The organism is Streptomyces sp. NPDC050509 (genome assembly GCF_044457965.1).
In the GTDB taxonomy this organism is placed as follows: domain Bacteria; phylum Actinomycetota; class Actinomycetes; order Streptomycetales; family Streptomycetaceae; genus Streptomyces.
The window spans coordinates 195,505-220,229 of record NZ_JBITHL010000011.1; the positions used below are offsets into that span (position 1 = coordinate 195,505).

The window sequence follows — 24,725 nt, forward strand, 5'->3', positions numbered from 1 at the left end:
GGGAAAAACCGTAGACGCGACCACTGACAATCGCCCTGAGCTGGGAAGTCTCCGCTCGCGGACCCGTTGTGACCCCTGTTTTCTGCCGCCTGATGCGGTGGTGCCGACCGGTCTACTGGCCGACCTTGCCCGGCTGGAGCACCTTCGTGAACAGCACCGTGCCGCCCTGCTCCCGCAGCCGGACCGTCAACTCCCCGCTGGCGCCGTCGATGTCGACCTCGCCGAAGAGCGGGGGCGTCTCCATCGGCGAGAGGTTCGAGCCGGTCGGGGCCTTGACGAAGACCCGGTCGGGGCCGAAGGTCCCGTCCAGGGCGCTGGCGGGGAACTGTCCCGCCGCGATGGGGCCCGTGACGAACTCCCAGAAGGGCTCGAAGTCCTTGAAGGCGGCCCGCTCCGGCAGGTAGTGCTGTGCCGAGGTGTGGTGCACGTCCGCCGTCAGCCACAGCGTGCCGGTGATCCGCCGGTGCTTGATGTACCGCAGCAGGTCGGCGATCTGCAGTTCGCGGCCGAGCGGCGCGCCCGGGTCGCCCTGCGCGATCGCCTCGATGTCCGCCGTACCGTCCGGCACGACCAGACCGAGCGGCATGTCGGCGGCGATGACCTTCCACACCGCGCGCGAGCGGGACAGCTCGCGCTTCAGCCACTGGAGCTGTTCCGCGCCGAGGATGCCCGTGGTGTCGTCGGACTGCCGGCCGGGCGAGTTGGCGTTGCGGAACGTCCGCATGTCGAGGACGAACACATCGAGCAGCGGACCGTGGTTCACCACCCGGTGCACCCGCCGGTCCGTGCCGCGCGCGTGCAGCGTCGAGACGGGGAAGTACTCGCGGAAGGCCTGGGAGGCGCGGGCGGCCAGGACGTCCACGTTCTTCTCGGTGTAGCGGTCGTCGTCCAGGATCTGGCCCGGGTACCAGTTGTTGCGCACCTCGTGGTCGTCCCACTGGGTGATGGAGGGCACCTCGGAGTTGAAGCGCCGGACATTGCTGTCCAGCAGGTTGTAGCGGAAGTTGCCCCGGTATTCGGCCAGGGTCTCCGCGACCTTCGCCTTCTCCTCGGTGGTGACATTGCGCCAGACACGGCCGTCGGGCAGTGTCACGCTCGGCTCGATCACCCCGTCCGCGTAGATGTTGTCGCCGCTGGACAGGAAGAAGTCCGGGGAGAGACGGCGCATCTCCTCGTAGACGGTGAAGCCGCCGAGGTCCGGGTTGATGCCCCAGCCCTGTCCCGCGATGTCGCCCGACCAGACGAAGCGCACGTCCTGCCGGCGTTTCGCGGGGGCCGTACGGAACGTGCCGTACACCGGCTCACCGGTACGGCGCGGGTCGTCCGGGTCCGCGAGCGTCACCCGGTAGTGGACCCGCTCGCCCGCGGGGAGACCGCGCAGCGGGACCGTACCGGTGAAGTCCGTGCCGGCGCCCAGCAGCGGACCGCGGACGAGGTGCGCGCGGCGGAACGATTCGGTGGCGGAGGTCTCCACGATCATCCGGGCGGGCCGGTCCGACCGCACCCACACCAGCCCGGAGGAGGTCGTGATGTCGCCCGCCTGTACGCCCCAGCCGGCGCGCGGCCGGCCCGACAGGGCCTGCGCGGGCACCGCACCGCCCAGTACGGCGGCGCCGGGCAGTGCCAGCGCGGCCGAGGCGGCGAGCGAGCCGCGCAGCACACCGCGCCGGCCGGGGTGGCGCGCGGGGTCGGGGGAGGGGGAAGCGGGGGTGTTCTGGTGGCCGTACGGCATCGATGCGTCTCCTGCGCGAGAGGTGACCCTGGTCGAGTGGTGACCGGAGTGTCCTGCCATGCCTAACGCCCGGCGACGGCCACCGCGCGAACCCCGGGTGAACAACCGCCCGCGCGTACCGGGTCCGCACGCGGACCGTCCCGTACCGGGTCCGCACGCGGGCCGTCCCGCACCGTCGGCGACGTCACCCCCGCACCATGCCCTGCGCGGGCCGCCTGGACAACGGGGCGTCCCGTCCGGTGGGATGGGCGTGTGGCAGCCGACACCGTGAGTACCGACGCGTTCGAAGCACACCGACCGGTACTGACGGGGGTCGCGTACCGCATGCTCGGCCGGTACGCCGACGCCGAGGACGTCGTACAGGAGGCATGGCTGCGCTGGAGCGCCGCCGACCGCGCCGAGGTCCGCGAGCCGCGCGCCTTTCTCGTACGGATCACCACCCGCCTCGCCATCGACCGGCTGCGCCTGGCCCAGACACGGCGCGAGGCGTACGTGGGCCCCTGGCTGCCCGAACCCGTCGTCACCGACTTCGGCCCCACCGTGCCGGACACGGCCGAACGTGCCCTGCTCGCCGACTCCGTCTCCCTCGCGGTCCTGGTCGTCCTCGAATCGCTCTCGCCGCTGGAGCGCGCGGTGTTCGTCCTGCGGGAGGCGTTCGGCTTCCCCTTCGCCGAGATCGCCACCACCCTGGAGCGCAGCGAGTCCGCCGTACGGCAGCTCGCGGGCCGGGCCCGCCGCCATGTCGAGGAGCGCAGGCCTCGCTACGACGTCGACCCGGCCGAACGCCGCGACCTCACCGAGCGGTTCCTCGCGGCGGCCGGCGGCGGCGACCTCAAGGAACTCCTCGCCCTGCTCGCCCCCGACGTCCGGCTGGTCGGCGACAGCGGAGGCAAGGCCAAGGCGCCCCGGCGTGTCGTCGAGGGAGCCGACAAGGTCGGCCGCTTCCTGGCCGCGACCGCGTCCGGCGCCGGGCTGTACGACATCACCGTCATCGAGGTCAACGGTGCCCCCGCGGTGCTGTTCAGCGCGGACGGAAAGCCCGACAACGTCCTCCAGTTGGAGATCGTGGACGGCCGGGTGCAGCGGGTTCACATCATCCGCAACCCGGACAAGCTCGGTGGCGTCGCCGCGGGAGGGCCCACCCTGTAGGGCGCGGGTGCGATGTCCGCGCTTGGGGTACGTGGCCACCCGTCCACGCCGGGTAAAAGATCCGTTTCTTTCCGTGACCGGCGAGCCTATTGGTCTTGACCAAGGGGTGGGGCCGTCTTATCGTCGCTTTTTAGTGCAGGAACCTTTAATAAACAAGGGCACGGAAACCCGTCGGCCAGCCGGCGATTGCGGAGGATCAGGGTGGGGACCACGCGGCTCGAAACGGTGCCGGAGCCCAAGTACTGGCATCTCAGGACGGTGCTCGCCGAAGCGCTCGACACCGACTTCGTGGTCGGCGAGGTGCTGCCCAACGAGCGTGAACTCGCCGCCCGTTTCGGTGTCGCCCGCGCCACCCTCCGGCAGGCGCTCGAACAACTGGAGCTGGAAGGCCGCCTCCAGCGCCGCCGCGGCGTCGGTACGACCGTCGCCCCGCCGCGCGTCGGTGTGGACGTCTCCACACCCCGGCACGAATGGCCGGGCGCCGACGAGGACGCCTGGCAGCCGCTCGACTGCGGTACGGCCACGGCGCCCGCCGCGGTGGCCCGGCTCCTGGAGACCGACGACGGCGAACAGGTCCACACCGTCCGCCGGATCCGTGTCACGCACGGCCAGTCCGTCGCCGCCGAGCTGATCTACGTACCGGCGGCGTCGGTCCCCGACCTGTCGGCCATCGAGGCGCCCTCGGGGCCCGCGCGCGCCCGCGCCGTCCTGCGGGAACTCCAGCACCTCGGACTCGACGCCCAGGAACGCGCGGTGGAGCTGGGCTCCGCGCGCGCCGACGACGCCAAGGAACTGGACCGGCTCCCCGGCGCGCCCGTCCTCGTGGTCACGACGCGCTACGTGGTGGCGGGCCGGATCGCCGCGGTCTCCGTGGCCACGTACCGCGCGGACACCTGCCGGCTCACCTTCGGGGACTCCGGCGACCTGGAGATCAGCGACGAGACGCAGGACCGCCAGGAGCGCAGGGCTTCCTGACGCGGGTCGGCCCACCGCCGATCGCCCGGACGCCCACCCCGGAAGTCCGCCGCCCGGACGCCCCTGCTCAGTGCCACGCCCGGACGCCCGCCGCTCAGCGGCGGGCCGTCACCGGCCCCTCCACCGCGAAGAGCTGTTCCTCGACATGGTCGATGGCCAGCCGCAGCGCGCCCGTCGCCACCGCCGCCTCGCCGAGCAGCGAGAGGGCCACGCGCGGCGGGCGCAGACAGTAGCGCGCCAGTTCGTCGCGGAGCGGGTCCAGTACGCCGTCGAGCCCCGCCGCCCAGCCGCCGATCACCACCAGCTCCGGGTCGAGCGCGAGCACCAGCGCCGCCACATCGTGCACCAGCCGCAGGATGAACCGCTCGACGGCCTCCCTGGCCCGTGCGTCACCCTGTCTGGCCTCGGCGAAGACCCGGGCCACCGCCTGTTCGTCCAGCGGGTGGAGCGGCTCGTCCGTCGTCGACAGCAGCCGCTCCGGAGTGACCCCGCGCCCCAGCAGATGCAGCGCGCCGATCTCGCCCGCGGCCCCGCCGAACCCGCGGTGCAGCCGCCCCCCGATCAGCGCGCCCGCCCCCGGGCTGAGCCCGGCCAGTACGAAGACGATGTCGTCGGAGTCGGTGGCCGCGCCCTTCCACTGCTCGGCCACCGCCGCCGCGTTGGCGTCGTTCTCCACCAGGACCGGGCAACTGAAAGAGCGCCGCAGCCGCTCACCGAGCGCCAGCCCGGTCCACTGGGGCAGCGCCGTACCGAGCCGTACGGTCCCGTCCGCCTCCACGATGCCCGGGCTGCCCACGCCGACCGCGCGCAGGGAGCTGTGCGCCACCCCGGCCCGCCCCAGCACCTCGTCCGCGACGGCCCGGACGCGCGCGAGGCGTTCGTCCGCGTCCGCCTTCTCCGCGACCTCCAGGGCTCCGGCGCCGATGATCCCGCCGTCCAGTCCGGCGACCATCGCCGCCACCCGGTGCGCCCCGATCTCGATGCCCAGCAGATGTCCGGCCTCGGCCCGGAACCGGAACCGCCGGGCCGGGCGGCCCTGTTTACGGGTCTCGCCCTCCTCCGGCGCCGACTCGACGGCCAGCCCGGTCTCGATCAGCCCCTCCACCACGCCCTCGACCGTCGGCCGGGACAGGCCGGTGATCCGGGTGATGTCGGTGAGGGTGAGCGAGCCCGAGTCACGCAGGGCGTGCAGGACGACCGCGGAGTTGATCCTCCGCAGCAGGGACGGGTCTCCGCCGGTCAGCCGCCCCACGGTAGTCCTCCAACTCGTGCGCGTGTGAGGCGGATCGTACTCGGTGCCCGACGGCGCGGCGAGGGGCGCGTACCGGCCGCGGCCGGGCGGACCCGCCGCGTGCACGGACGGGCGCGCCCGGACGCCGGAACGGGCAGCGCGGCAGGGAACACGCCGCGCTGCCCATGGCGCCGGGACGGACCTTGGCCGTCCGCCCCCGCGGTCAGTCGCCGACCTTCTCCAGCCGGTCCGCGGGCCTGGCCGACGCCCGCTCCTGCTCGGCGCGTACGTGCCCCGGGTCCGTGCTGTCGTACGGGAGCGTCAGATCGCGGTCACGTGTTTCGGGCGCCATCCGGGTGGCGATGAGGCTGACGGTCGTGACCAGCATCATGTAGACGGCGACCGGGATCCACGAGCCTGAGAAGGCGGTGACCAGCGCGGTGCAGATCAGCGGGGCGACCCCGCCGCCGATCACGGAGGAGAACTCCCGGCCCAGGGTGACCCCGGCGTACCGGTAGCGGTTCCCGAACAGCTCGGGGAAGAAGCTCATCTGGACGCCGACCGCGCCCTGGCAGGCCAGGATGAAGCCGACGACGATCGCCACGGTGATCGCCACCTTGGACCCCGAGTTCAGCGCGACGAACGTGGGGGCCGGGAGCAGGACGAGGGCGCTCAGGATCAGCGTGTACACCGGCCTGCGCCCGAAGCGGTCCGAGAGGGTACCGAAGCAGATCGCCGCGATACCGCCGCAGATGGCGCCCACCAGCAGCACCTCCGGTACGAAGTCCTTGTCGACGCCCACCGTCGTCACCAGGTAGGAGGCCATGAAGACCTGGTACGTGTAGGACTGCGTGCTGATCCCGAAGTTCATGAAGAGGACCAGGAGCATCGGCCTGCGTCCGTGGGCGAAGACCTCCTTCACCGGCGACGCGGGCTTCTCCCGCTGCGCCTCGCTCTGCGCCTGCTGCTCCTTGAGGTCCTTGAAGACGGGGCTCTCGTTGAGCTTCCGCCGGATGACCATGGCGGCGACGGTCACCACGAGACTGGATCCGAAGACCAGCCGCCAGCCCCAGGACATCAGGGCCTCGTCCGAGAGGCGCTGGGCGAGGATCCAGGCCACGGCGCCGAGGGCCGTCCCCAGCGCCGCGCCCGTCATGACCAGGGAGGAGAGCCTGCCCCTGCGCCCCTTGGCGGCTGTTTCGGTGAGCAGGGCGGCGGCTCCCGACTGCTCGGCGCCGGCGCCGAAGCCCTGGCCCATGCGGCAGATCAGCAGCAGGATCGGGGCGAGCAGGCCGACCTGTCCGTACGTGGGCAGCAGACCGATGGCGAGCGTGGAGCCGCCCATCAGCAGGAGGGTCGCGACCAGGACCCACTTACGGCCGAGCCGGTCCCCGTAGCGGGAGAAGAAGAGTCCGCCGAGCGGCCGGGCGGCGAAGCCGACCGCGTACGTGCTGAAGCTGGCGAGGATGCCCACGGACGGCGAGACGTTGGGGAAGAACAGCTCGCTGAAGATCAGCGCCGAGGCGGTTCCGTAGATGACGAAGTCGTACTGTTCGAGCGCGGTGCCGATCAGGCCGGCCCAGGCCGCGCGGCGTGTCGCGGCGGGGTCCGGTGCCGGTTCCCCGGACGGGGTCGTGGCCTCCGGGGGCGGGGGTGCCGCGGCGGGTGTCGTGTTGTCCATGATCCATGCCTCCTTGAACGGATCGAACTCCGGAGCGGAGCGGAGTTGGCGAAGCAAAGCGGGTCAAAAGGGGTACGGCGGAGTGTGGCTGGTCGTGCGTGTGGGGTCGGTGGGGTTTTACGGAGCCGACGGTGGCTCAGGGGCTGGGGCTCAGGGGCTCAGGGGCCCCGGGAGAGCGGGGGAGCGGCGGAGTTGCCCTGCGGGATCGCCGCGGGGCGCGTCCGTCCCGTCAGGCGGCGGTGTCGCCGGGGCGTACGACGACCTTGAGGTGGGACGGGTCGGTGCCCGGGGCCCGCAGCGCGTCGGCCGCCAGGTCGAGCGGGAACCGTCCGGTCAGGACGCCCGCGAGATCGACCCGTCCCCCGGCCACCAGCGCGATGGCAGTGGGGAAGGCGTGGGCGTAACGGAACGCGGTGGACAGCTCGATCTCCCAGCGCTGGAGATGCGCCAGCGGCAGCCCGTCCATGAGAGGCGGGGCCTGCCCGACGACGATCGCCCGGCCCGCCGGACGCAGGGTCGCGAGCCCCTGCCGGAGCGCGGCCGGATGGGCCGAGCACTCCAGCAGCCGGTCGACGCCGGACAGTTCGAGTTCCTGGTCCGCCGTGTTGACGACGGAGTCGGCGCCCAGCTTGAGCGCCTGCGCGAGCCGCGCGTCGTTGACATCGGTGACGACCACCTCGCTCGCCCCGGCGGCCCGCGCCACCTGGGCGACGAGGATGCCGATCGGCCCCGCGCCGGTGACCAGCACGCGGTCGCCGAACTCGACGGCGGCGCGCCGCACCGCCCACACCGCGACGGCCAGCGGCTCGATCAGCGAGCCGACCTCCAGCGGGATGACATCGGGCAGCGGGTGGACGGCGCGCGCGGTGGCGACGATGTACTCGGCGAAGGTCCCGTCGGTGGGCGGTGAGCCGAAGCAGGTGCCCACCGGGCAGAGGTTGTAGCGCCCGGAGCGGCAGGTCGCGCACGCTCCGCACCCCACCGCCGGCTCCACCGCCACGCGGGTGCCCACGTCCAGGGCGACGTCGGAGCCCTTGGCGCTGATGACACCGGACGCCTCGTGACCGAGGACGGTCGGTTGGCGCAGCTCGTTCCGGCCGTTGCGGCCACTGGCGAAGTAATGCATGTCCGAGCCGCAGACACCGACGGCGTCGACCGTGACGAGGACGTCGTCGGGGCCGAGGGGCCGCAGCGGGCGGTCCTCGACACGCAGGTCACCCGGGCCGTACAGGACGGCGGCGCGGGTCGAATCGGGAGCGAACACTTCTTTCACGTCCTTGTGAGCGGGAACCGGAGGGAAGAGGGAGAAGAGGGAGCGGTGGTCCGCCGACAGGGAACGGGGGGCCGGCCCGGGAAACGGGGATCGGGGCCGGCCCGGGGGCCTCAGCCCGTGGGCTGCGGTTCGCACTCCGCGGCGCGCGCCGCCTCGGCGGCAGCCGCGCCGGGTCCGAACCGGACGATGACATCGATGAGTTCGGCGACCCGGCCGGCGAAGGCCGGATACTCCGTCAGACCGTCGCCGAGCAGCCCGCTGTCCAGGACGGCTTCGACGAAGGCGGCGCGCGACGCCCCGGAGGCGGCGGGCGCGGTGGCCGCGCGGTCCGCGATCGCGGCCAGCGTCCCGCGCGCCGGATCCGCCATCGCGGCGGCGTGCGGACCGGGCGAGAACCCCGCGGGCGGGGCCACGCAGCACAGATACGCGGCCACCGTCAGCGCCAGCCGGTGCGGCATGCGCCCGGCCCGCAGATGCAGCAGCGCCGGCTCGGGCACCCGCTGGCGCAGCTTCACCGAGCCGTCGGACCCGACCTGCTGGGTACGGTGACCCAGCGCCGTGTTGGCCCAGCGCTCGAAGAGCTGCCCCACGTACGCGTCCAGATCGATGTCGGTGGGCACGGTGAGGCTCGGCAGGTACTCGGTGCCCAGCACACCCCGCGCCGCCTCCGCGATGAACGGCCGCCCGATCGACTCCGGAATGGTCGCCCGCCCGTCCAGCGCGCCCAGATAGGCGATGAGCGAGTGGGTGCCGTTGAGCAGCCGGAGCTTGAGCAGTTCGTACGGCTCGACGTCCGCCGTGAACAGCGCCCCGCCGTGCTCCCAGCGTGGCCGCCCGGCGGCGAACCGGTCCTCCATCACCCACATGGAGAACGGTTCCGCCGGGACCGGTACCGCGTCACGTACCCCGAGCCTGGCGGCGACCGCCTCCCGGTAGACGTCGGTCGTCGCGGGGACGATCCGGTCGACCATGGAGCTGGGGAACGTCACCGCGCTCTCCAGCCACGGCGTCAGCGCGTCCCGCTCGTCGGCGGGCAGCGCCTGGGTGAACTCGTGCACCAGACGCCTCGTCTGCGCGCCGTTGCCCACCAGGTTGTCGCAGCTCAGCACCGTGACCGGGGTGGCGTGCGTACGCTGTCTGCGCTGCAGCCCGCGGACGATCTGCCCGATGGTGGTGCGCGGCGGCGCGTCGCCGCGCAGATCCGCCTGTACGGCCGGGGCGTCGAAGTCGAGTCCGTGGGTACGGGGCGAGAACGTGTAGCCGTGCTCCGTGACCGTCATCGTGATGACGGCCGTGGCGGGCGCGGCCAGCGCGTCGAGCACCTCCTGCGGCTGCGCGGCGGCCACCAGCGCCCCGGTGTGCACCGACGGGACGGTCACCTCGGTGTGTTCCGGGGAGATCTCCACGACCGCGTACCGCATGTCCTGCTCCCGCAGGGCCTGGGCCACCCCGGCCGACCGGCTCGCCACACCGAGGATGCCCCACGGCCCCTCGGTGTGCGCCAGCGCGGCGGCCGTGTGCACGGCCTGGTGGGCGCGGTGGAAGTTGCCGAGTCCGAGATGGACGATGCCGGTTCCGGCCGGCGGCTTCGCCGCGACGGTCCCGGCGCCGAGCCGGGGAAGAGCTGTCGTCATCACGGTCACCAGTCCGTCATCGAGCCGTCGCGGCGCCGCGCCACCGGCAAGTAGGCGGCCTCGTACGGGAATCGGGCGGCCAGCTCCTCGTCGACCTCGATCCCGATACCGGGCTGCTCGCCGGGGTGCAGATGCCCGTCCTCGTAACTCCACGCGTGCCGGAACACCTCGTGGACGAGCGGTTCGTACCCCATGTACTCCTGGATGGCGAAGTTCGGTGTGGAGAGGCCGACATGGAGCGAGGCGCCGAGCGCCACCGGCGACACGTCGGAGGGGCCGTGCGGGCCCAGCTTGACCTGCCAGATCTCGGCGAGCGCGGCGATCCGCCGGAGGTGGCTGATGCCGCCGGCGTGCGTGACACACGTCCGTACGTAGTCGATGAGCTGCTCGGTGATCAGCGACTGGCACTCCCAGACGGTGTTGAACACCTCGCCGATGGCCAGCGGCACGGTGGTGTGCTGCCGGACGTGCCGCAGCACCTCCTGGTTCTCCGCCGGTGTGACGTCCTCCAGCCAGAACAGGTCCACGTCCTCCAACGCCCGCCCCAGCCTGGCCGCCTGACCGGGCGTCAGCCGGTGGTGCACGTCGTGCAGCAGCTTCAGCTCGGGGCCCACATGGGCGCGGGCCGCCGCGAGCACACCGGGGGCGTGGCGGAGGTAGGACTCCGTGTCCCAGACCTCTTCCACGGGGGCCGCGACCCGCCCGGCCGGCTCGTACCCGGGGCCGCCCCGCGTCACTCCGTACACCAGGTCATGGCCCGGCACACCGCTCTGCGCCCGTACGGCGAGGAAGCCGCGCTCGCGCTGCGCGTCGATCGCGTCCAGCAGCTCGGGCACGTCCCAGCCGGAGGCGTGCGTGTAGGTGAGGACACGGTCGCGGACCGCGCCACCGAGGAGCTGGTACACGGGCTGTCCGGTGGCCTTGCCCTTGATGTCCCACAGCGCGATGTCCACCGCGCCGATGGAGGTCATCGTCACCGGACCGCGCCGCCAGTAGACACCCCGGTACAGGTACTGCCAGGTGTCCTCGATGCGCGCCGGGTCCCGGCCGATGAGCAGGGGGGCGACATGGTCGCGCAGATACGAGGCGACGGCCAGCTCACGGCCGTTGAGGGTGGCGTCGCCCCAGCCCACCAGCCCCTCCGCCGTGGTGATCTTGAGCGTGACGAAGTTACGGCCGGGGCTGGTGACGATCACGTCCACGGCGGCGATGGTGTCGGTCCTGGTCATCGGGCCACCGCCACGACGTTGTGCGGCTCTTCGCCCGCGGCCAGCCGCCCGATGTTGGCGGCGATGTCGGCGGCCCTGCGCGCGAAGGTCTCGCGGGTGAGGCCCGAGGAGTGCGGAGTCATCAGTACGTTGTCCAGCTTCTCGAAGGGATGGTTGCCGGGCGCGCCGGTGTGGCCCTCGGACGGGTAGCGGTACCAGACGTCGAGCGCGGCGCCGCCGATCGTCCGCCCGCTCAGCGCGCGGAAGAGCGCGTCCTCGTCCACGACGGGGCCGCGCCCCACGTTGACCAGAACGGCGGAGGAGCGCATCCGGGCGAACTCCGCCGGGCCGATCAGCCCCGTCGTCGCCGCGCTCAGCGGTGCGGAGACCACCACGACGTCCGACGTCTCCAGCAGGGTGCCGAGATCGTCCACCGTCCCCGACCACTCCAGTCGGTGCGCCGCCGCGTCGACATCGCCGCGCCGGGTGACCGCGACGCCCCGCGCGCCGAACGCCCGGAACAACTCCCAGCTCCTGGCGCCGATATGACCGAAGCCCACGAACCCGACCGTCGCCGAGCCCAGGCTGTCCACCCAGGGTGCGTCGGCGTCGTACACGGGGGAGTCCCACTCCCCGCGGCGCAGCGCGTCGTGCTGGCGCAGGAAGCCCCGGCGCAGCAGGACCGCGGCCGAGACGGCGTACTCCGCCATCGAGTTCTCGTGGTGGAACGTGTTGGCGACCAGGGTGCCCGCCGCCAGCGCGGCGGTCTCGATCTTCTCCGTACCGGCGCCCGCGGCGTGCACCAGACGCAGCCCCGGGGCCGCGGCGGCCATGGCGGCGGTGCACTGTCCTGAGACGAGGACATCGGCGTCCGCCAGGGCGGTTTCGACGGCCGCGGTGTCCCGTACGTCGGGCCAGCGCACGGCCGTACCCGCAGGGAGCGCGGCCTCGAACTCGGCGCGCAGGGGCAGGAGGTTGGAGTCGGCGACGACTACCGTGAGTGTCATGACGCGTCCTTCGTGGCTCGCCCCGCGACCGGGCGGCCGACGACGGCCCGGCCCGCGGTGGTGGGGAGCCGGGAGTCGTGGGTGAGGGCCGGACCGCTCGATCCGCGGACGATGAGCTGGGTCGGCAGCCGGAGGGTGCGCGGTGTGTGGCGGTCACCGGCGAGAACCTGCCCCAGCAGGTCCATGGCGAGGGCGCCCGCCTTCGCCATGGGGACGGCGATGCTGGTGAGGGAGGGCTGTGACACCTCCGCGAACGGGATGTCGTCGACCCCGATGACACTGAGGTCCTCCGGCACACCGATCCCCAGCGCCCGGGCGCCCGCGATCACACCGAGCGCGACCAGGTCGTTGTGGGTGATCACCGCGGAGGCGCCGGAAGCCATCACACTGGCCGCCGCTGCGGTACCGCCCGCCACGGTCTCCGACTGCCACCCCAGCAACTCCAGCTCAAGACCGGCCCGTTCGGACTCCGCGCGGATCAGCTCGACGCGCTGGGCGTTCGACCAGGAGCGCTGCATGCCCTGGACGTACGCGATCCGCCGGTGGCCGAGCGCCGCCAGGTAGTCGACGGCCTGGCGCAGCCCGTGCGCCGCGTCGGTGAGCACACAGTCCGCGCCGGTCGTCTCGCGGTTGACCAGCACGGCGGGCGTACGGCCGCAGATGCCGAGGATCTCGTCGGCGTCCAGCCGTGAGGACACCACGACGAGCCCGTCGGCCTGGTCCCGCAGATGGGCGATGACCTCGCGCTCGCGGTCCGGGTTGAGATCGGTGTCCGCGAGGACGACGGTCTGCCTGCGGTGCCATCCCTCACCCTGGGCGGCCTTCACGAAGGCGCCGAACACCGGGTTGGCGATGTCGGGGACCACCACGGCCACCGTGGCGGTGTCCCCGTCGGCGACGGGCTCGGTGACCCGCGGCCCGGCCGGTTCGTATCCCAGCTCTTGCGCAACGGAGAGAACCTTGCGCAAGGTGTGCGGTCCGAGCCGGTCCGGGTCGCTGAACGCGCGGGACGCGGTGGAGAGGGCGACGTTGGCGCGTTTGGCAACGTCGGTGAGGGTGGGGGCCATGGGTGCTCCGATACTCCGTTTACTGGTTCGACGGAGAGGGGTGGGTGAACGGCATGTTGCATGGTCGTCACCGTTGTGCAACCTTGTCAATGCTTGCCACAAAATTGGCAAGGGGGCGCGCGGTGTTGCCGACCCGCCCGGCCCCGGAGTGCCCCTGACCCGGCCCGGCCCGCCCCGGCCGCCTCTGCCCCGGAGTGCCCCGGAGCCCTCACCCCGCGGGCGTGCTCGCCGCCTCGCGCAGCCGCCCGAACTCCTCGGCCATCGTCGCCGCCGTCCAGTGCGCGTTCAGCCCGCTCGGATTGGGCAGCGCCCAGATCCGTGTCCCGCCGATCGTCCGCTCCTGCGGCCCGATCCGGGCGCGCTTCTCGTCGAAGGCCGTCCGGTACGCGGTGATCCCGACCACCGCCAGCCACGCCGGACGCAGCCGCTCCACCTTCGCCGTCAGGATCCGCCCGCCCGCGCGGAACTCCTCCGCGCTCAGCTCGTCGGCGCGCGCCGACGCCCGCGCCACCACGTTGGTGATGCCGAGTCCGTACGTCGGCAACTCGTCCTGCTCGGCGGGCGCCAGCCGGCGCGGGGTGAAGCCGGAGAGGTGCAGCACCGGCCAGAAGCGGTTGCCTGGGCGGGCGAAGTGATGGCCGGTCGCCGCCGACATAAGGCCCGGGTTGATACCGCAGAACAGCACACGCAAACCGCCCGCGACCACGTCGGGCAGGACGCGGTCGCGGGCGGCTTCGAGCTCCTCAGGAGTCATGGCGGGAGTCGGGGGACATCAGAGGATGGAGCCCGGCGTGTAGCCGGCGGCCTCGGGGTGCCGCTTCAGGATCTCCTCGATCCGGCCCACCACGGTCGCGATCTGCTCCTCCGCCGCGCCCGTGAAGGACAGCTTGTCGGCCATCAGCGCGTCCAGCTCCGCCCGGCCGAGCGGCATGCGCTCGTCCGCGGCCAGTCGGTCGAGCAGCTCGTTGCGCTCGGCGCCCTGCTCGCGCATGGCCAGCGCCGACGCCACCGCGTGCTCCTTGATCACCTCGTGCGCGGCCTCCCGGCCGACCCCGGCCCGTACCGCGCCCATCAGCACCTTCGTCGTCGCCAGGAAGGGCAGGTAACGGTCCAGCTCGCGCGCCACGACCGCGGGGAACGCGCCGAACTCGTCCAGGACGGTCAGGAAGGTCTCCAGGAGCCCGTCGAACGCGAAGAACGCGTCCGGCAGCGCCACCCGGCGCACCACCGAGCAGGAGACATCGCCCTCGTTCCACTGGTCGCCCGCCAGCTCGCCGGTCATCGACGCGTAGCCGCGCAGGATCACCATCAGCCCGTTGACCCGCTCGCAGGAGCGCGTGTTCATCTTGTGCGGCATCGCCGAGGAGCCGACCTGGCCCGGCTTGAAGCCCTCCGTGACCAGCTCGTGCCCGGCCATCAGCCGGATCGTCTTCGCGACGGAGGAGGGCGCGGCGGCGAGCTGCACCAGCGCGCTCACCACGTCGTAGTCGAGCGAGCGCGGATACACCTGGCCCACGGAGGTGAACGCCTGCGCGAAGCCGAGGTGGCCCGCGATCCGCTGCTCCAGCTCGGCCAGCTTCGCGGTGTCGCCGCCCAGCAGGTCGAGCATGTCCTGCGCGGTGCCGACCGGGCCCTTGATCCCGCGCAGCGGGTAGCGGCCCAGCAGATCCTCCAGCCGGCCGTACGCCACCAGCAGCTCGTCCGCCGCCGTCGCGAACCGCTTGCCGAGGGTGGTGGCCTGCGCGGCGACATTGTGCGAGCGTCCGGCCATGACCAGCGCGCCGTACTCGCCCGCCAGCTTCCCGAGCCGGGCCAGCACCGCCACCGTACGGTCGCGGGTCAGCTCCAGGGAGAGCCGGATCTGAAGCTGCTCGACGTTCTCCGTCAGGTCGCGCGAGGTCATGCCCTTGTGCACCTGCTCATGGCCGGCGAGGGCGTTGAACTCCTCGATCCGCGCCTTCACATCGTGCCGGGTGACCTTCTCGCGCTCGGCGATCGACGCCAGGTCGACCTGGTCCAGGACGCGTTCGTAGTCGGCGAGGGCGGCGTCCGGCACCTCGATCCCGAGGTCCCGCTGCGCCCGCAGCACGGCCAGCCAGAGCTGACGCTCCAGCTTCACCTTCTGCTCGGGGGACCACAGCACGGCCAGCTCCGCCGAGGCGTAGCGGCCGGCAAGGACATTGGGGATACGAGGCTTGGGAGTCACGTGAGCTGATTCTACTGTCGGTTGACGCAGTGCGGCGCCGCGCCCGTTCTCGTACGTTCCTCCAAGGCGTGGCCTACGGGGTTCGGTCCTGCGACGCCGGGTCCGGTGACGTGCGGTCCCGCGACGTCAGGTCCCGCACCTCGTACGGCAGCAGCTCGGGCCGCTTCGCCGCCCGGCCGTCCCCTGAGGAGCGTCCCGTCACCCGGCGCATCACCCACGGGCCGAGGTACTGCCGCGCGAACCGGGCGTCGCTCGTCCGCCGGGCGAGCCACCGTTCGGCCCCGGCGGGCGGCAGCTCCGTACGCCAGTCGTCGCCCGGTGCCAGCCCGAGCGCCTGCCCGACCGCCTCGGCGACCCTGCGGTGGCCCTCCGCCGTCAGATGCAGCCGGTCCACGTCCCACATCCGCTGATCGCCGAGGGCCGGCACCCCGTACAGGTCCACCACCAGCGCGCCGTGCGCCGCCGCCAGCTCGTCGACGACGGTGAACAGCTCCTCCATGCGCGGCCGGAAGCGCTCCATCACCGGACCGTTCCGCCCCGGGCTGCGCATCAGTACGAGCTGTCCGCACGCCGGGGCGAGCCGCTCCACGGCCTCCGTGAGCAGCCCGCGCACCCGGCCCATGTCGACCTTGGGCCGCAGCGTGTCGTTGAGCCCGCCGACGAGCGTGACCACGTCCGGCTTCATCGCCGCCGCGACGCCCACCTGCTCCTCGACGATCTGGCCGATGAGCTTGCCGCGCACGGCGAGGTTCGCGTACCGGAACCCGGGGGTACGGGCCGCGAGCCGCGCGGCGAGCAGATCCGCCCAGCCGCGGTACGAGCCGTCGGGCAGCAGGTCGGACATGCCCTCCGTGAAGGAGTCACCGACCGCGACGAAACTGGTGTAGTTGGCATTCATCTCCATGGCGGAGCCGATCGTACCGCGCGGTAGGTTCGCCCTCGCAAGCCTGGTACGCGGCCCTTCCACGGATGCGGTACGGGGCGAGCCCAGGGCCTCCACGAAAGACCCTAGGCGTGCCGGCCCACCAGCTCCCGCAGCAGGTCCTCCATCGTCACCAGGCCTTCGAGCTTCCCGTCCTCGTCCAGCACCGCCGCGAGATGGGTACGGCCGCGCCGCATCGCGGTCAGTACGTCGTCCATCGGCGTCGTCGCCCGTACCCGCGCGATCGCGCGCATCCCCGAGACCGGGAACGGCTCCTCGCGGGGCGCCGCGTCCAGCGCGTCCTTCACATGGAGGTAGCCGAGGATCCGGCGGGCCGGGTCCACCACCGGGAACCGTGAGAAGCCGGACTCCGCGCCCAGCCGCTCCAGGCCCTCCGGTGTCACCCCGAGCCGCGCCGAGACCACCCGTTCCAGCGGCATCACCACATCGCGCACCGGACGGCGCCCCAGCTCCAGCGCGTCGTGCAGCCGCTCGGTCGCCCGGTCGTCGAGCAGCCCCGCGTGGCCCGCGTCGGTGACCAGCCGGGCCAGCTCGTCGTCGGAGAACGTGGCGGACACCTCGTCCTTCGTCTCCACCCTGAGCAGCTTCAGCAGGCCGTTGGCGAAGGCGTTCACCGTGAAGATGACCGGGCGCAGCCCGCGGGCCAGCGCGACCAGCGGCGGCCCCAGCAGCAGCGCGGCCCGCGCGGGCCCGGCCAGGGCGACGTTCTTGGGCACCATCTCGCCCAGCAGCATGTGCAGATACGTGGCGACGGCGAGCGCGATCACGAACGAGAGCGGGTGCACGAGCCCGTGCGGAACCCCGACCGCGTCGAAGAGCGGTTCCAGGAGGTGGGCGAGGGCGGGCTCGGCGACGATGCCCAGCACCAGGGTGCAGAGCGTGATCCCGAGCTGCGCCGCAGCCAGCAGCGCCGAGACGTGCTCCAGCCCCCAGACCACACTGCGCGCCCGCCGGTCCCCGGCCTCCGCGGTCGGCTCGATCTGGCTGCGGCGTACGGAGATCAGGGCGAACTCGGCCGCCACGAAGAACGCGTTGACGACCAGGGTAAGCAGCGCGACGAAGAGCTGGACGGCGGTGATCATCCGGAGTCCCCCGTTCCCTTTCCGTCGCTCTCCGCCGGGTCCGCGGGGGCCGCCGGGTCCGCCGGGTCTGCCGGGTCTGCCGGGTCCGCCGCGTCCCCGGGCGCCGCCCGCGCGTCCGTACCGCCGCCGTCCGCCGTACGGGGCGCGCGCAGGAGCACCCGGGCCGCGCGACGGCCCGTGGCGTCCACGACCTCCAGCTCCCAGCCCCCCAGCGCCATCCGGTCGCCCTCCGCGGGGATCCGGCCCAGCTCGGTGGCGACGAGCCCCGCGAGGGTCTCGTACGGGCCCTCCGGCATCCGCAGCCCGACCGAGCTGAGCTGGTCGGCGCGCGCGGCGCCGTCGGCCGACCAGAGCGCCCTGCCGTCCGCGTCCTCGCCCACCGGCGCGAGATCGGACAGCTCGTGCGGATCGTGCTCGTCCCGTACCTCGCCCACGACCTCCTCGACGATGTCCTCCAGCGTCACCACCCCGGCGGTCCCTCCGTACTCGTCGATGACGACGGCCATCGTGACGCCGCCCGACAGCCGGTCGAGCAGGGTGTCCACCGTCAGGCTCTCCGGTACCAGCAGCGGCTCGCGCAGCAGCTCGGACACCGGGAGCCTGGGCCGCCGCCCCGCCGGGACCGTCAGGACGTCCTTGATGTGCGCGACCCCGACGACGGTGTCCAGGCTGCCCCGGTAGACGGGGAAGCGGGACAGGCCGGTGGCGCGGGTCGCGTTGGCGACGTCCTCGGCGGTGGCCCGTACGTCCAGGGCCATCACCTGTACGCGGGGGGTCATCACGTTCTCCGCGGTCAGCGCGGCCAGGCTCAGCGTCCGTACGAAGAGCTCCGCCGTGTCCGCCTCCAGCGCACCCTCCTTCGCGGAGTGCCGCGCGAGCGCGACCAGCTCCTGGGGGCTGCGCGCGGACGCCAGTTCCTCGGTGGGTTCCAGGCCGAGCCCGCGCACGATCCGGTTCGCCGTGCTGTTGAGATGCGCGATGAACGGACGGAACGTGGCCGTGAAGTACCGCTGCGGTGTGGCCACCACCTTCGCGACCGCCAGCGGCGAGGAGATCGCCCAGTTCTTCGGCACCAGCTCGCCGACGACCATCAGCACGATCGTCGACAGGGCCGTCCCGATGACCAGCGCCACCGAGGACGCCGTACCGGGGGAGAAGCCCAGCGCCTCGACCGGCCCGCGGATCAGCTTCCCGATGGACGGCTCGGCGAGCATCCCGACGACCAGGTTGGTCACGGTGATGCCGAGCTGTGCTCCGGAGAGCTGGAACGTCAGGCTCCGTACGGCCTTCAGGGCCCCCGCCGCGCCCCGCTCCCCGCGCTCCACGGCCCGTTCGAGGTCGCCGCGCTCCACGGTGGTGAGGGAGAACTCCGCCGCGACGAAGGCCCCGCAGGCCAGCGCCAGCAGGACCGCCACCAGGAGCAGAAGCACTTCGGTCATCCGTTCACCTCCGTCTCATGATCGCCGCACGGGCCGGGGACCGCGCGGCGTCGGCCGTCCTCAGGTGCCCGTGTGTCCGGGTGTCATGCGTTCAGGCGTCGTGTGGTGTGGGTGGTCCCCGGTGCTCCCGGCCGGCACCGGCCCGTCCAGCGGCTTCACCCAGCGTCGCCAGTGGTCCTCGCGGTGGTAGCCGGCCGTGGCCCAGGTGCGGTGCGCGCGCTCGTTGGTCTCCAGGACCATGGCGTCGACCCGCCGTCCGCCCAGCGCGCCGAAGCGCTGCTCCGCGGCCTCCATCAGGGAGGTGGCGACGCCCTGCCGGCGGTGGTCCGGGTGTACGGCGAGCCGGTAGGCGGAGCACCGCCATCCGTCGAAGCCGGCGATCACCGTCCCGATGAGGAGGCCGTCGCGCTCCGCGAGGATCAGGGCCTCGGGATCCCGTGCGACGAGCCGGGCCACCCCGTCGTGATCGTCACTGATGCTCGTTCCTTCCGCGGCTTCGCGCCAGAACCGCAGCACGGTGTCGATGTCCGGGAGGGTGGCGCGGCGTATGTGGAGATCGTTCATGGGAGGAGCCAAGCAGAGGTGGCGCTCCGCCCGCTTCTGAGTTATAACTTCTAACAAGCGTGATAGTGCGTATCCAGCGTGGAGTGCAGTGGAGGTCGTCATGAACACCGAAGGACTCGTCGAGGTCGTACTGCCGGGCAAGGTGGCGCCGGAAGGGCTCCGGATCCGGCACGGAGCCGTCCCCACCGCGGGCCCCGGGCAGGTCGTGATCCGTGTGGAGGCGACCGGGGTCTCCTTCGCCGAGCAGCAGATGCGCCGGGGCCGCTACTACGACCAGCCGCCCTTCCCCTTCGTGCCCGGCTACGACCTGGTCGGTACGGTGCTGGCGACCGGCGAGGGGGTCGGGGCCGGCCTGGCCGGCACCCGGGTCGCCGCGCTGGTCAAGGTCGGCGGCTGGGCCAGCCATGTGCTCGTCGACGCGGCGGACACGGTGGAGGTCCCCGACGGGATCGGCGCGGCGGAGGCGGAGACCCTGGTGGTCAACGGCGTCACCGCCTGGCAGATGCTGCACCGCAAGGCACGGGTCCGCGCGGGGCAGACCATCGTGGTGCACGGCGTCAACGGCGGTGTCGGCTCGGTCCTGGCCGAGTTGGCCCATGTCGCGGGCGTGAAGGTGATCGGCACCGCCTCGGCGCGCCACCACGACGCCCTGCGGGAACGGGGGATCGTCCCCGTCGACTACCGCACCGAGGACGTCGCCGCGCGCGTCAGGGAACTCGCCCCCGGCGGGGTGGACGCCGTCTTCGACCACGTCGGCGGCCGGTCCGTCACCGACTCCTGGCGCCTCCTCGCGCCCGGCGGCACGCTCGTCTCCTACGGCACCGCCTCCACCAGGGACGACGAGGGATCCAAGCAGTGGCCCGTGATCAAGCTGCTCGGCCGGGTGTGGCTGTGGAACGCGCTGCCCAACCGCCGCCGGGCCTACTTCTACAACGTCTGGGCAGGCAAGGCCCTCGGCAAGAACCGGTTCAGGGCCCGGCTGCGCGCCGACCTCACCCAGGTCTTCGTGGCCCTCCAGCGCGGCGACATCACCGCCCGGATCGCCGCCCAACTGCCGCTCACCCGCGTCGCCGAGGCGCTGCGCCTGGCCGAATCCGGCACCGTCGCCGGAAAGGTCGTACTGAACCCGTGAGCCCGCGGGGGTCGGGGGACCACGGTCAGCCGCCGCGCAGCTCCTCGATCACCGGGCCGAACGTCTCCATGTACGGGTCCAGGACCGTCAGATAGGTGAACCCGTACCGCTCCCGCTGCGCCCTGAGCTGGTCCGCGATCTGCCGGACGGTGCCGACCGCGAGCAGCGGCAGCTCCAGCGCCTCGTCCTCACCGAGCCGCATTCCCGACAGCAGCTCTCGCACCGCCGCCCTGCGGTCGCGGGTCACGGCGACGACTTGGAGCAGCAGATTCAGCTCCGCGGGCGCCGGGCGCCCGGACTCGAAGCCCCGGTAGGCGGCCACGCGCTCCGCCAGCTCGTCGGCGGTGAGCGCCCGCAGCCCCTCCGCGGTGTGCCGCGCCCCGGTGAAGGCGGTGATCGCGGCCCGCTCCGCGGCCAGCCGCAGCACCCGGTCGCCGTTCCCGCCGATCAGCAGCGGGGGCATCGGGTACTGGACGGGGCGCGGTACGTGCGCCGCGTCGCCGAGCAGCCGGTCCACCTCCGCGACCGTACGGCCGAGCAGGTCCACCCGTGCGCCGGGCGGTGGGAACGCCAGCCCGGCCCGCTCGTGCTCCTCCCGTACGTACCCGGCGCCGAGCCCCAGCTCCAGCCGCCCGCCGGACAGCGCGTCCACCGTCGCGATCTCGCGGGCGAGCAGCGCGGGGTTCCAGAAGGCGGCGTTCAGGACGAAGGTCCCGAGCCGCGCCCGCTCGGTCGCCTCCGCCGCGGCGGCCAGAGCGGGGAACGGCGCGACCATGCCGAGGTGGTCCGGCACGAGGATCACGTCGTACCCCAACTCCTCGGCGCGTCCGCACCGTTCGCGCCACTCGGCGCCCCCGCAGGCCGTCGTCATGTTCACACCGAACCGGAAGGGCCGTGCCATGGACGCCGCTCCTTGACTCGCAGGTGGGGAAGATCGCCCAAGGCCTACCAGTCCGGTACGGGAACGCCCCGCAGGCCGACCGTCCGAGCCGGGTCAGGTCACCCCCGGCGCCGCGGCGTCCACACCGACGGACGCGTCCACGAACGCGGCGGTGAAGGCGGTCGTGAACGCGTCCGCGTCCCACCCGCCGTCCAGTTCGGGCGCCAGCCAGGTGGCCGCCCGCGCACGGAAGTCCGCCGGGTCCAGCGCCCCCGCGCCCGCCGGCACGGCCCCCAGCAGCGGTGCGCCCGCCGCCTCCGGCAGGTCCGCCAGATTGCAGCGCGCCGCCAGCCCCGGCTCGTCCGGCCAGCTCCCGATCACCACGCCCAGCGGCGTCAGCGACCTCGTCCGCAGCGCCTCCGCGGTGAGCGCGGTCGCGTTGAGCGTGCCGAGTCCGGCCTGCGCCACCATCAGGACCGGGGCCCCCAGCAGCCGGGCCGTGTCCGCGAGGGTGGCGCCCGCCGCGTCGAACCGTACGAGCAGCCCGCCCGAGCCCTCGACGAGCACCAGATCGTGCTCGTCGGCCAGCTTCGTGGCCGCCGCGGCGATCTCCCCGGGGCGTACCGGCTCCGCGCCGGCCCGCAGCGCCGCCGTCGCGGGCGCCAGCGGCTCGGGGTAGCGGCCCAGCTCGACCGCGGTCACCGGACCGGCGAGCCGCACGACCTCCGCCGCATCCCCCGGTTCGCCCGGAGCCATCCCGGTCTGCGCGGGTTTGAGCACCGCGACGGTACGGCCCCGGGCGAGCGCCGCCGCGGCCAGGGCGGCCGTCACGACGGTCTTGCCGATCTCCGTCCCGGTCCCGGTCACGATCACTGTCGTCATGCCCGTTCAGCCCTCCTGTCGTGCGGTCGCCGCGTCCGCCGCCACCGCGACCACCGCGCGGCAGATCCGGGCGATGTCCTCGTCACCCGTCACATACGGCGGCATGGTGTACACCAGATCGCGGAACGGCCGCAGCCAGACACCCTCGCGCACCGCCGCCCGGGTCGCCGCGGCCATGTCCACCTCACGGTCGAGCTGGACGACCCCGATCGCGCCCAGCACGCGGACGTCCCGTACCCCCGGCAGGTCCGCCGCCTCCGCCAGCCCCTCGCGCAGCCCAGCCTCGACGCGCTTGACCTCGCCCGCCCAGTCCTGGCCGAGCAGCAGATCGATCGACGCGCAGGCGACGGCCGCCGCCAGCGGATTGCCCATGAAGGTCGGCCCGTGCGCCAGCACAGGGACCTCGCCGCGCGCGATGCCCTCGGCCACCCGCGCGGTGCACAAGGTCGCCGCCATCGTGAGATAACCGCCCGTCAAAGCCTTGCCGACGCACATCACATCGGGGGACACACCGCCCTGCTCGGCGGCGAAGAGCGTGCCCGTACGGCCGAACCCGGTGGCGATCTCGTCCAGGACGAAGAGCACGTCGTGCGCGTCGCACGCCTCCCGCAGGACCCGCAGATAGGTGGGGGAGTGGAAACGCATCCCGCCCGCGCCCTGGACCACCGGTTCGACGATCACGGCGGCGAGTTCGTCCGCGTGGCGCGCGACGAGCGCGCGCAGCCCGTCGGCGTACGTCTCGTCGTACGCGGCCGGCGGCGCGTCCGCGAAGATCTGCCGGGGCAGCACCCCCGACCACAGCCCGTGCATCCCGCCGTCGGGGTCGCACACCGACATCGGCTGCCAGGTGTCGCCGTGGTAGCCGCCGCGCCAGGTCAGCAGCCGTTGTTTGGCCGGACGCCCGGCCGAACGCCAGTACTGGAGGCACATCTTGACGGCGACCTCGACCGAGACGGAGCCCGAGTCCGCGAGAAAGACGTGGCGCAGCGGCTCGGGCGTGATCTCGACCAGCCGGGCCGCGAGCCGGACGGCGGGCTCATGGGTGAGCCCGCCGAACATCACATGGCTCATCCGGTCGAGCTGGCCGCGCGCCGCCTCGTTGAGCACGGGGTGGTTGTAGCCGTGGATCGCCGACCACCAGGACGACATGCCGTCGACCAGCTCACGCCGGCCGTACGCGGCCTCGGCGAGCCGCAGCCGTACCCCGGAGGCCGACTCCACGACCAGCGGATCCGTACGGCCCGGCATCGGACCGTACGGGTGCCAGACGTGGGCCCGGTCCAGGGCGAGCAGCGCGTCGGGCGTGAGCGGCCCCGCGGGGGAGGGGAGATCAGGCATTGGGCGCCAGGTCGGTGCCGGCGCCCCTGCGCCGTACGGAGACCAGGTCCGTACGGAGTCCCGACGGAGCCGGTGCCTGCTTCTGGCCGTCCGGTGCCGCGCCCGTGGCATCGACCGCGGACCCCTCGGTCCCGCCGCAGGTGCCGCCGCCGTCACCGCCGCACGGCGTGCAGCCGCCGGTACGGTGCTCGGGCAGCGTCGTCGTGCCCGCGCCCTCCACCTCGAAGCCCGCGTCCGCGATCATGTCCAGGTCCGCCTGGCCCGCCTGGCCCTCGCTGGTGAGGTAGTCGCCCAGGAAGATCGAGTTGACCAGGTGCAGCGCGAGCGGTTGCAGCGTCCGCAGATGCACCTCGCGCCCGCCCGCGAGCCTGACCTCCGCGTCCGGGCAGACGAACCGCGCCATCGCCAGGATCCGCAGACAGCGCTGCGGGGTGAGGTGCCACTCCCGTTCGAGCGGCGTCCCCTCCATCGGGATCAGGAAGTTGACCGGCACCGAGTCGGGGTCCAGCGCGCGCAGCGAGAAGACCACGTCGACCAGGTCCTCGTCGCTCTCCCCCATACCGGCGATCAGCCCGGAACAGGCCGACAGACCGGCCGCCTGCGCCTGCCGCACGGTGTCCACCCGGTCGGCATAGGTGTGGGTGGTGGTGATGTCGCCGTAGGTCGCCTCGGACGTGTTGAGGTTGTGGTTGTACGCGTCGGCGCCCGCGGCCCGCAGCCGCTCGCCCTGGCCCGCCGAGAGCAGCCCGAGGCAGGCGCACACCTCGACGTCCTCGTTCTGCTCCTTGATCGCCTCGATGGTCCGCGAGACCCGGTCGACGTCCCGGTCCGTCGGCCCCCGGCCGCTCGCGACCAGGCAGACCCGCTTGGCGCCGCCCGCGACCCCGGCGGCGGCGACCTTGGAGGCCTCGTCGGGTTTGAGCCAGGTGTACTTGAGGATCTCCGCCTTCGAACCGAGCCGCTGGGAACAGTACGAGCAGTCCTCCGGGCACAGGCCGGACTTCAGGTTGATCAGATAGTTCAGCTTCACCCGCCGCCCGAACCATTGACGGCGCACCTTGCCGGCCGCCGCGACCACGTCGAGCAGCTCGTCGTCCGAGGTCGCCAGCACAGCGAGCGCTTCCTCACGGGTCGGCGACTCGCGCCGCAGGCCCTTTTCCACCAGCGTGTTCAGCAGATCCATGGTGCCGATCCTGACCTATCCGGGCGCGTCATGACCACGGAGGAATCCCACAACACCGCCCGAGCGAGGTGTGTGCATGACCACACTAAGAATGGGTTCGCGGGCGGTTAGGGTCTGTG

20 protein-coding genes and 1 pseudogene are annotated in these 24,725 nt (G+C 72.8%); 3 read left to right on the plus strand and 18 right to left on the minus strand.

The features are described 5' to 3' along the window. Positions 1–112 precede the first annotated feature (112 nt). Positions 113–1,732, minus strand: a complete 1,620-nt coding sequence (locus ACIBJC_RS29725; protein WP_399297682.1) for an alkaline phosphatase D family protein — start codon at positions 1,730–1,732, stop codon at positions 113–115. Between the two features lie 252 nt (positions 1,733–1,984). Here ACIBJC_RS29725 and sigJ point away from each other — a divergent pair, with 252 nt between their 5' ends. Beyond that, complete coding sequence (gene sigJ / locus ACIBJC_RS29730) at positions 1,985–2,881, plus strand: RNA polymerase sigma factor SigJ (RefSeq protein WP_399297684.1); 897 nt, start codon at positions 1,985–1,987, stop codon at positions 2,879–2,881. A 201-nt stretch (positions 2,882–3,082) separates the two neighbouring features. Continuing rightward, positions 3,083–3,856 (plus strand): GntR family transcriptional regulator, encoded by a 774-nt coding sequence (locus tag ACIBJC_RS29735; RefSeq protein ID WP_399297687.1) that lies wholly within the window; start codon positions 3,083–3,085, stop codon positions 3,854–3,856. 94 nt (positions 3,857–3,950) lie between these two features. Here ACIBJC_RS29735 and ACIBJC_RS29740 read toward each other — a convergent pair whose 3' ends face one another. The 13 genes and pseudogenes from ACIBJC_RS29740 to ACIBJC_RS29800 form a co-directional block, all read right to left on the minus strand. Beyond that, entirely contained in the window at positions 3,951–5,108 is a 1,158-nt protein-coding gene (locus ACIBJC_RS29740; RefSeq protein ID WP_399297690.1) for an ROK family transcriptional regulator, read from the minus strand. Positions 5,109–5,310: 202 nt separating this feature from the next. Then, positions 5,311–6,768 (minus strand): MFS transporter, encoded by a 1,458-nt coding sequence (locus ACIBJC_RS29745; protein ID WP_399297692.1) that lies wholly within the window; start codon positions 6,766–6,768, stop codon positions 5,311–5,313. A 229-nt stretch (positions 6,769–6,997) separates the two neighbouring features. After that, positions 6,998–8,032 (minus strand): NAD(P)-dependent alcohol dehydrogenase, encoded by a 1,035-nt coding sequence (locus ACIBJC_RS29750; protein WP_399297694.1) that lies wholly within the window; start codon positions 8,030–8,032, stop codon positions 6,998–7,000. Between the two features lie 119 nt (positions 8,033–8,151). Next, positions 8,152–9,675, minus strand: coding sequence for a mannitol dehydrogenase family protein (locus ACIBJC_RS29755; protein ID WP_399297696.1), 1,524 nt, complete (start codon positions 9,673–9,675; stop codon positions 8,152–8,154). A 5-nt stretch (positions 9,676–9,680) separates the two neighbouring features. Then, positions 9,681–10,904 (minus strand): D-mannonate dehydratase ManD, encoded by a 1,224-nt coding sequence (gene manD, locus ACIBJC_RS29760; protein ID WP_399297698.1) that lies wholly within the window; start codon positions 10,902–10,904, stop codon positions 9,681–9,683. Then, positions 10,901–11,890 carry a 2-hydroxyacid dehydrogenase gene (locus ACIBJC_RS29765; protein WP_399297700.1) on the minus strand — a complete coding sequence of 330 codons (990 nt, stop codon included), beginning with the start codon at positions 11,888–11,890 and terminating at the stop codon, positions 10,901–10,903. The genes manD and ACIBJC_RS29765 overlap by 4 nt, the downstream gene beginning before the upstream one ends. Next, positions 11,887–12,957, minus strand: coding sequence for a LacI family DNA-binding transcriptional regulator (locus ACIBJC_RS29770; RefSeq protein ID WP_399297702.1), 1,071 nt, complete (start codon positions 12,955–12,957; stop codon positions 11,887–11,889). Before ACIBJC_RS29770 ends, ACIBJC_RS29765 begins: the two co-directional genes overlap by 4 nt. 208 nt (positions 12,958–13,165) lie before the next feature. Then, a complete protein-coding gene (gene mug, locus ACIBJC_RS29775) occupies positions 13,166–13,711 on the minus strand; it encodes a G/U mismatch-specific DNA glycosylase (RefSeq protein ID WP_399297704.1) in 546 nt (181 codons plus the stop codon). An 18-nt stretch (positions 13,712–13,729) separates the two neighbouring features. Beyond that, positions 13,730–15,163 carry an adenylosuccinate lyase gene (gene purB, locus ACIBJC_RS29780; RefSeq protein WP_399297706.1) on the minus strand — a complete coding sequence of 478 codons (1,434 nt, stop codon included), beginning with the start codon at positions 15,161–15,163 and terminating at the stop codon, positions 13,730–13,732. 73 nt (positions 15,164–15,236) lie between these two features. Next, positions 15,237–16,067 carry an SGNH/GDSL hydrolase family protein gene (locus ACIBJC_RS29785; RefSeq protein ID WP_399297708.1) on the minus strand — a complete coding sequence of 277 codons (831 nt, stop codon included), beginning with the start codon at positions 16,065–16,067 and terminating at the stop codon, positions 15,237–15,239. 104 nt (positions 16,068–16,171) lie between these two features. Continuing rightward, complete coding sequence (locus ACIBJC_RS29790) at positions 16,172–17,185, minus strand: hemolysin family protein (RefSeq protein ID WP_399297834.1); 1,014 nt, start codon at positions 17,183–17,185, stop codon at positions 16,172–16,174. Continuing rightward, complete coding sequence (locus tag ACIBJC_RS29795; protein WP_399297710.1) at positions 17,185–18,627, minus strand: hemolysin family protein; 1,443 nt, start codon at positions 18,625–18,627, stop codon at positions 17,185–17,187. Before ACIBJC_RS29795 ends, ACIBJC_RS29790 begins: the two co-directional genes overlap by 1 nt. A 147-nt stretch (positions 18,628–18,774) precedes the next feature. Beyond that, positions 18,775–19,191 (minus strand): annotated as a pseudogene (locus ACIBJC_RS29800) (GNAT family N-acetyltransferase); the annotation flags it as partial. Positions 19,192–19,291: 100 nt separating this feature from the next. Here ACIBJC_RS29800 and ACIBJC_RS29805 point away from each other — a divergent pair. Next, entirely contained in the window at positions 19,292–20,323 is a 1,032-nt protein-coding gene (locus ACIBJC_RS29805) for a medium chain dehydrogenase/reductase family protein (RefSeq protein WP_399297712.1), read from the plus strand. 25 nt (positions 20,324–20,348) lie between these two features. On the opposite strand, the gene ACIBJC_RS29810 is transcribed toward ACIBJC_RS29805, so the two are convergent. From ACIBJC_RS29810 to bioB, 4 genes are all read right to left on the minus strand, one after another. Beyond that, positions 20,349–21,224, minus strand: coding sequence for a TIGR03621 family F420-dependent LLM class oxidoreductase (locus tag ACIBJC_RS29810; RefSeq protein WP_399297714.1), 876 nt, complete (start codon positions 21,222–21,224; stop codon positions 20,349–20,351). A 93-nt stretch (positions 21,225–21,317) separates the two neighbouring features. Further along, positions 21,318–22,085, minus strand: coding sequence for a dethiobiotin synthase (gene bioD / locus ACIBJC_RS29815; RefSeq protein WP_399297716.1), 768 nt, complete (start codon positions 22,083–22,085; stop codon positions 21,318–21,320). 6 nt (positions 22,086–22,091) lie between these two features. Continuing rightward, positions 22,092–23,423 carry an adenosylmethionine--8-amino-7-oxononanoate transaminase gene (locus ACIBJC_RS29820; RefSeq protein ID WP_399297718.1) on the minus strand — a complete coding sequence of 444 codons (1,332 nt, stop codon included), beginning with the start codon at positions 23,421–23,423 and terminating at the stop codon, positions 22,092–22,094. Further along, positions 23,416–24,606 (minus strand): biotin synthase BioB, encoded by a 1,191-nt coding sequence (gene bioB / locus ACIBJC_RS29825; protein ID WP_399297720.1) that lies wholly within the window; start codon positions 24,604–24,606, stop codon positions 23,416–23,418. The genes ACIBJC_RS29820 and bioB overlap by 8 nt, the downstream gene beginning before the upstream one ends. Between the last annotated feature and the right edge of the window lie 119 nt (positions 24,607–24,725).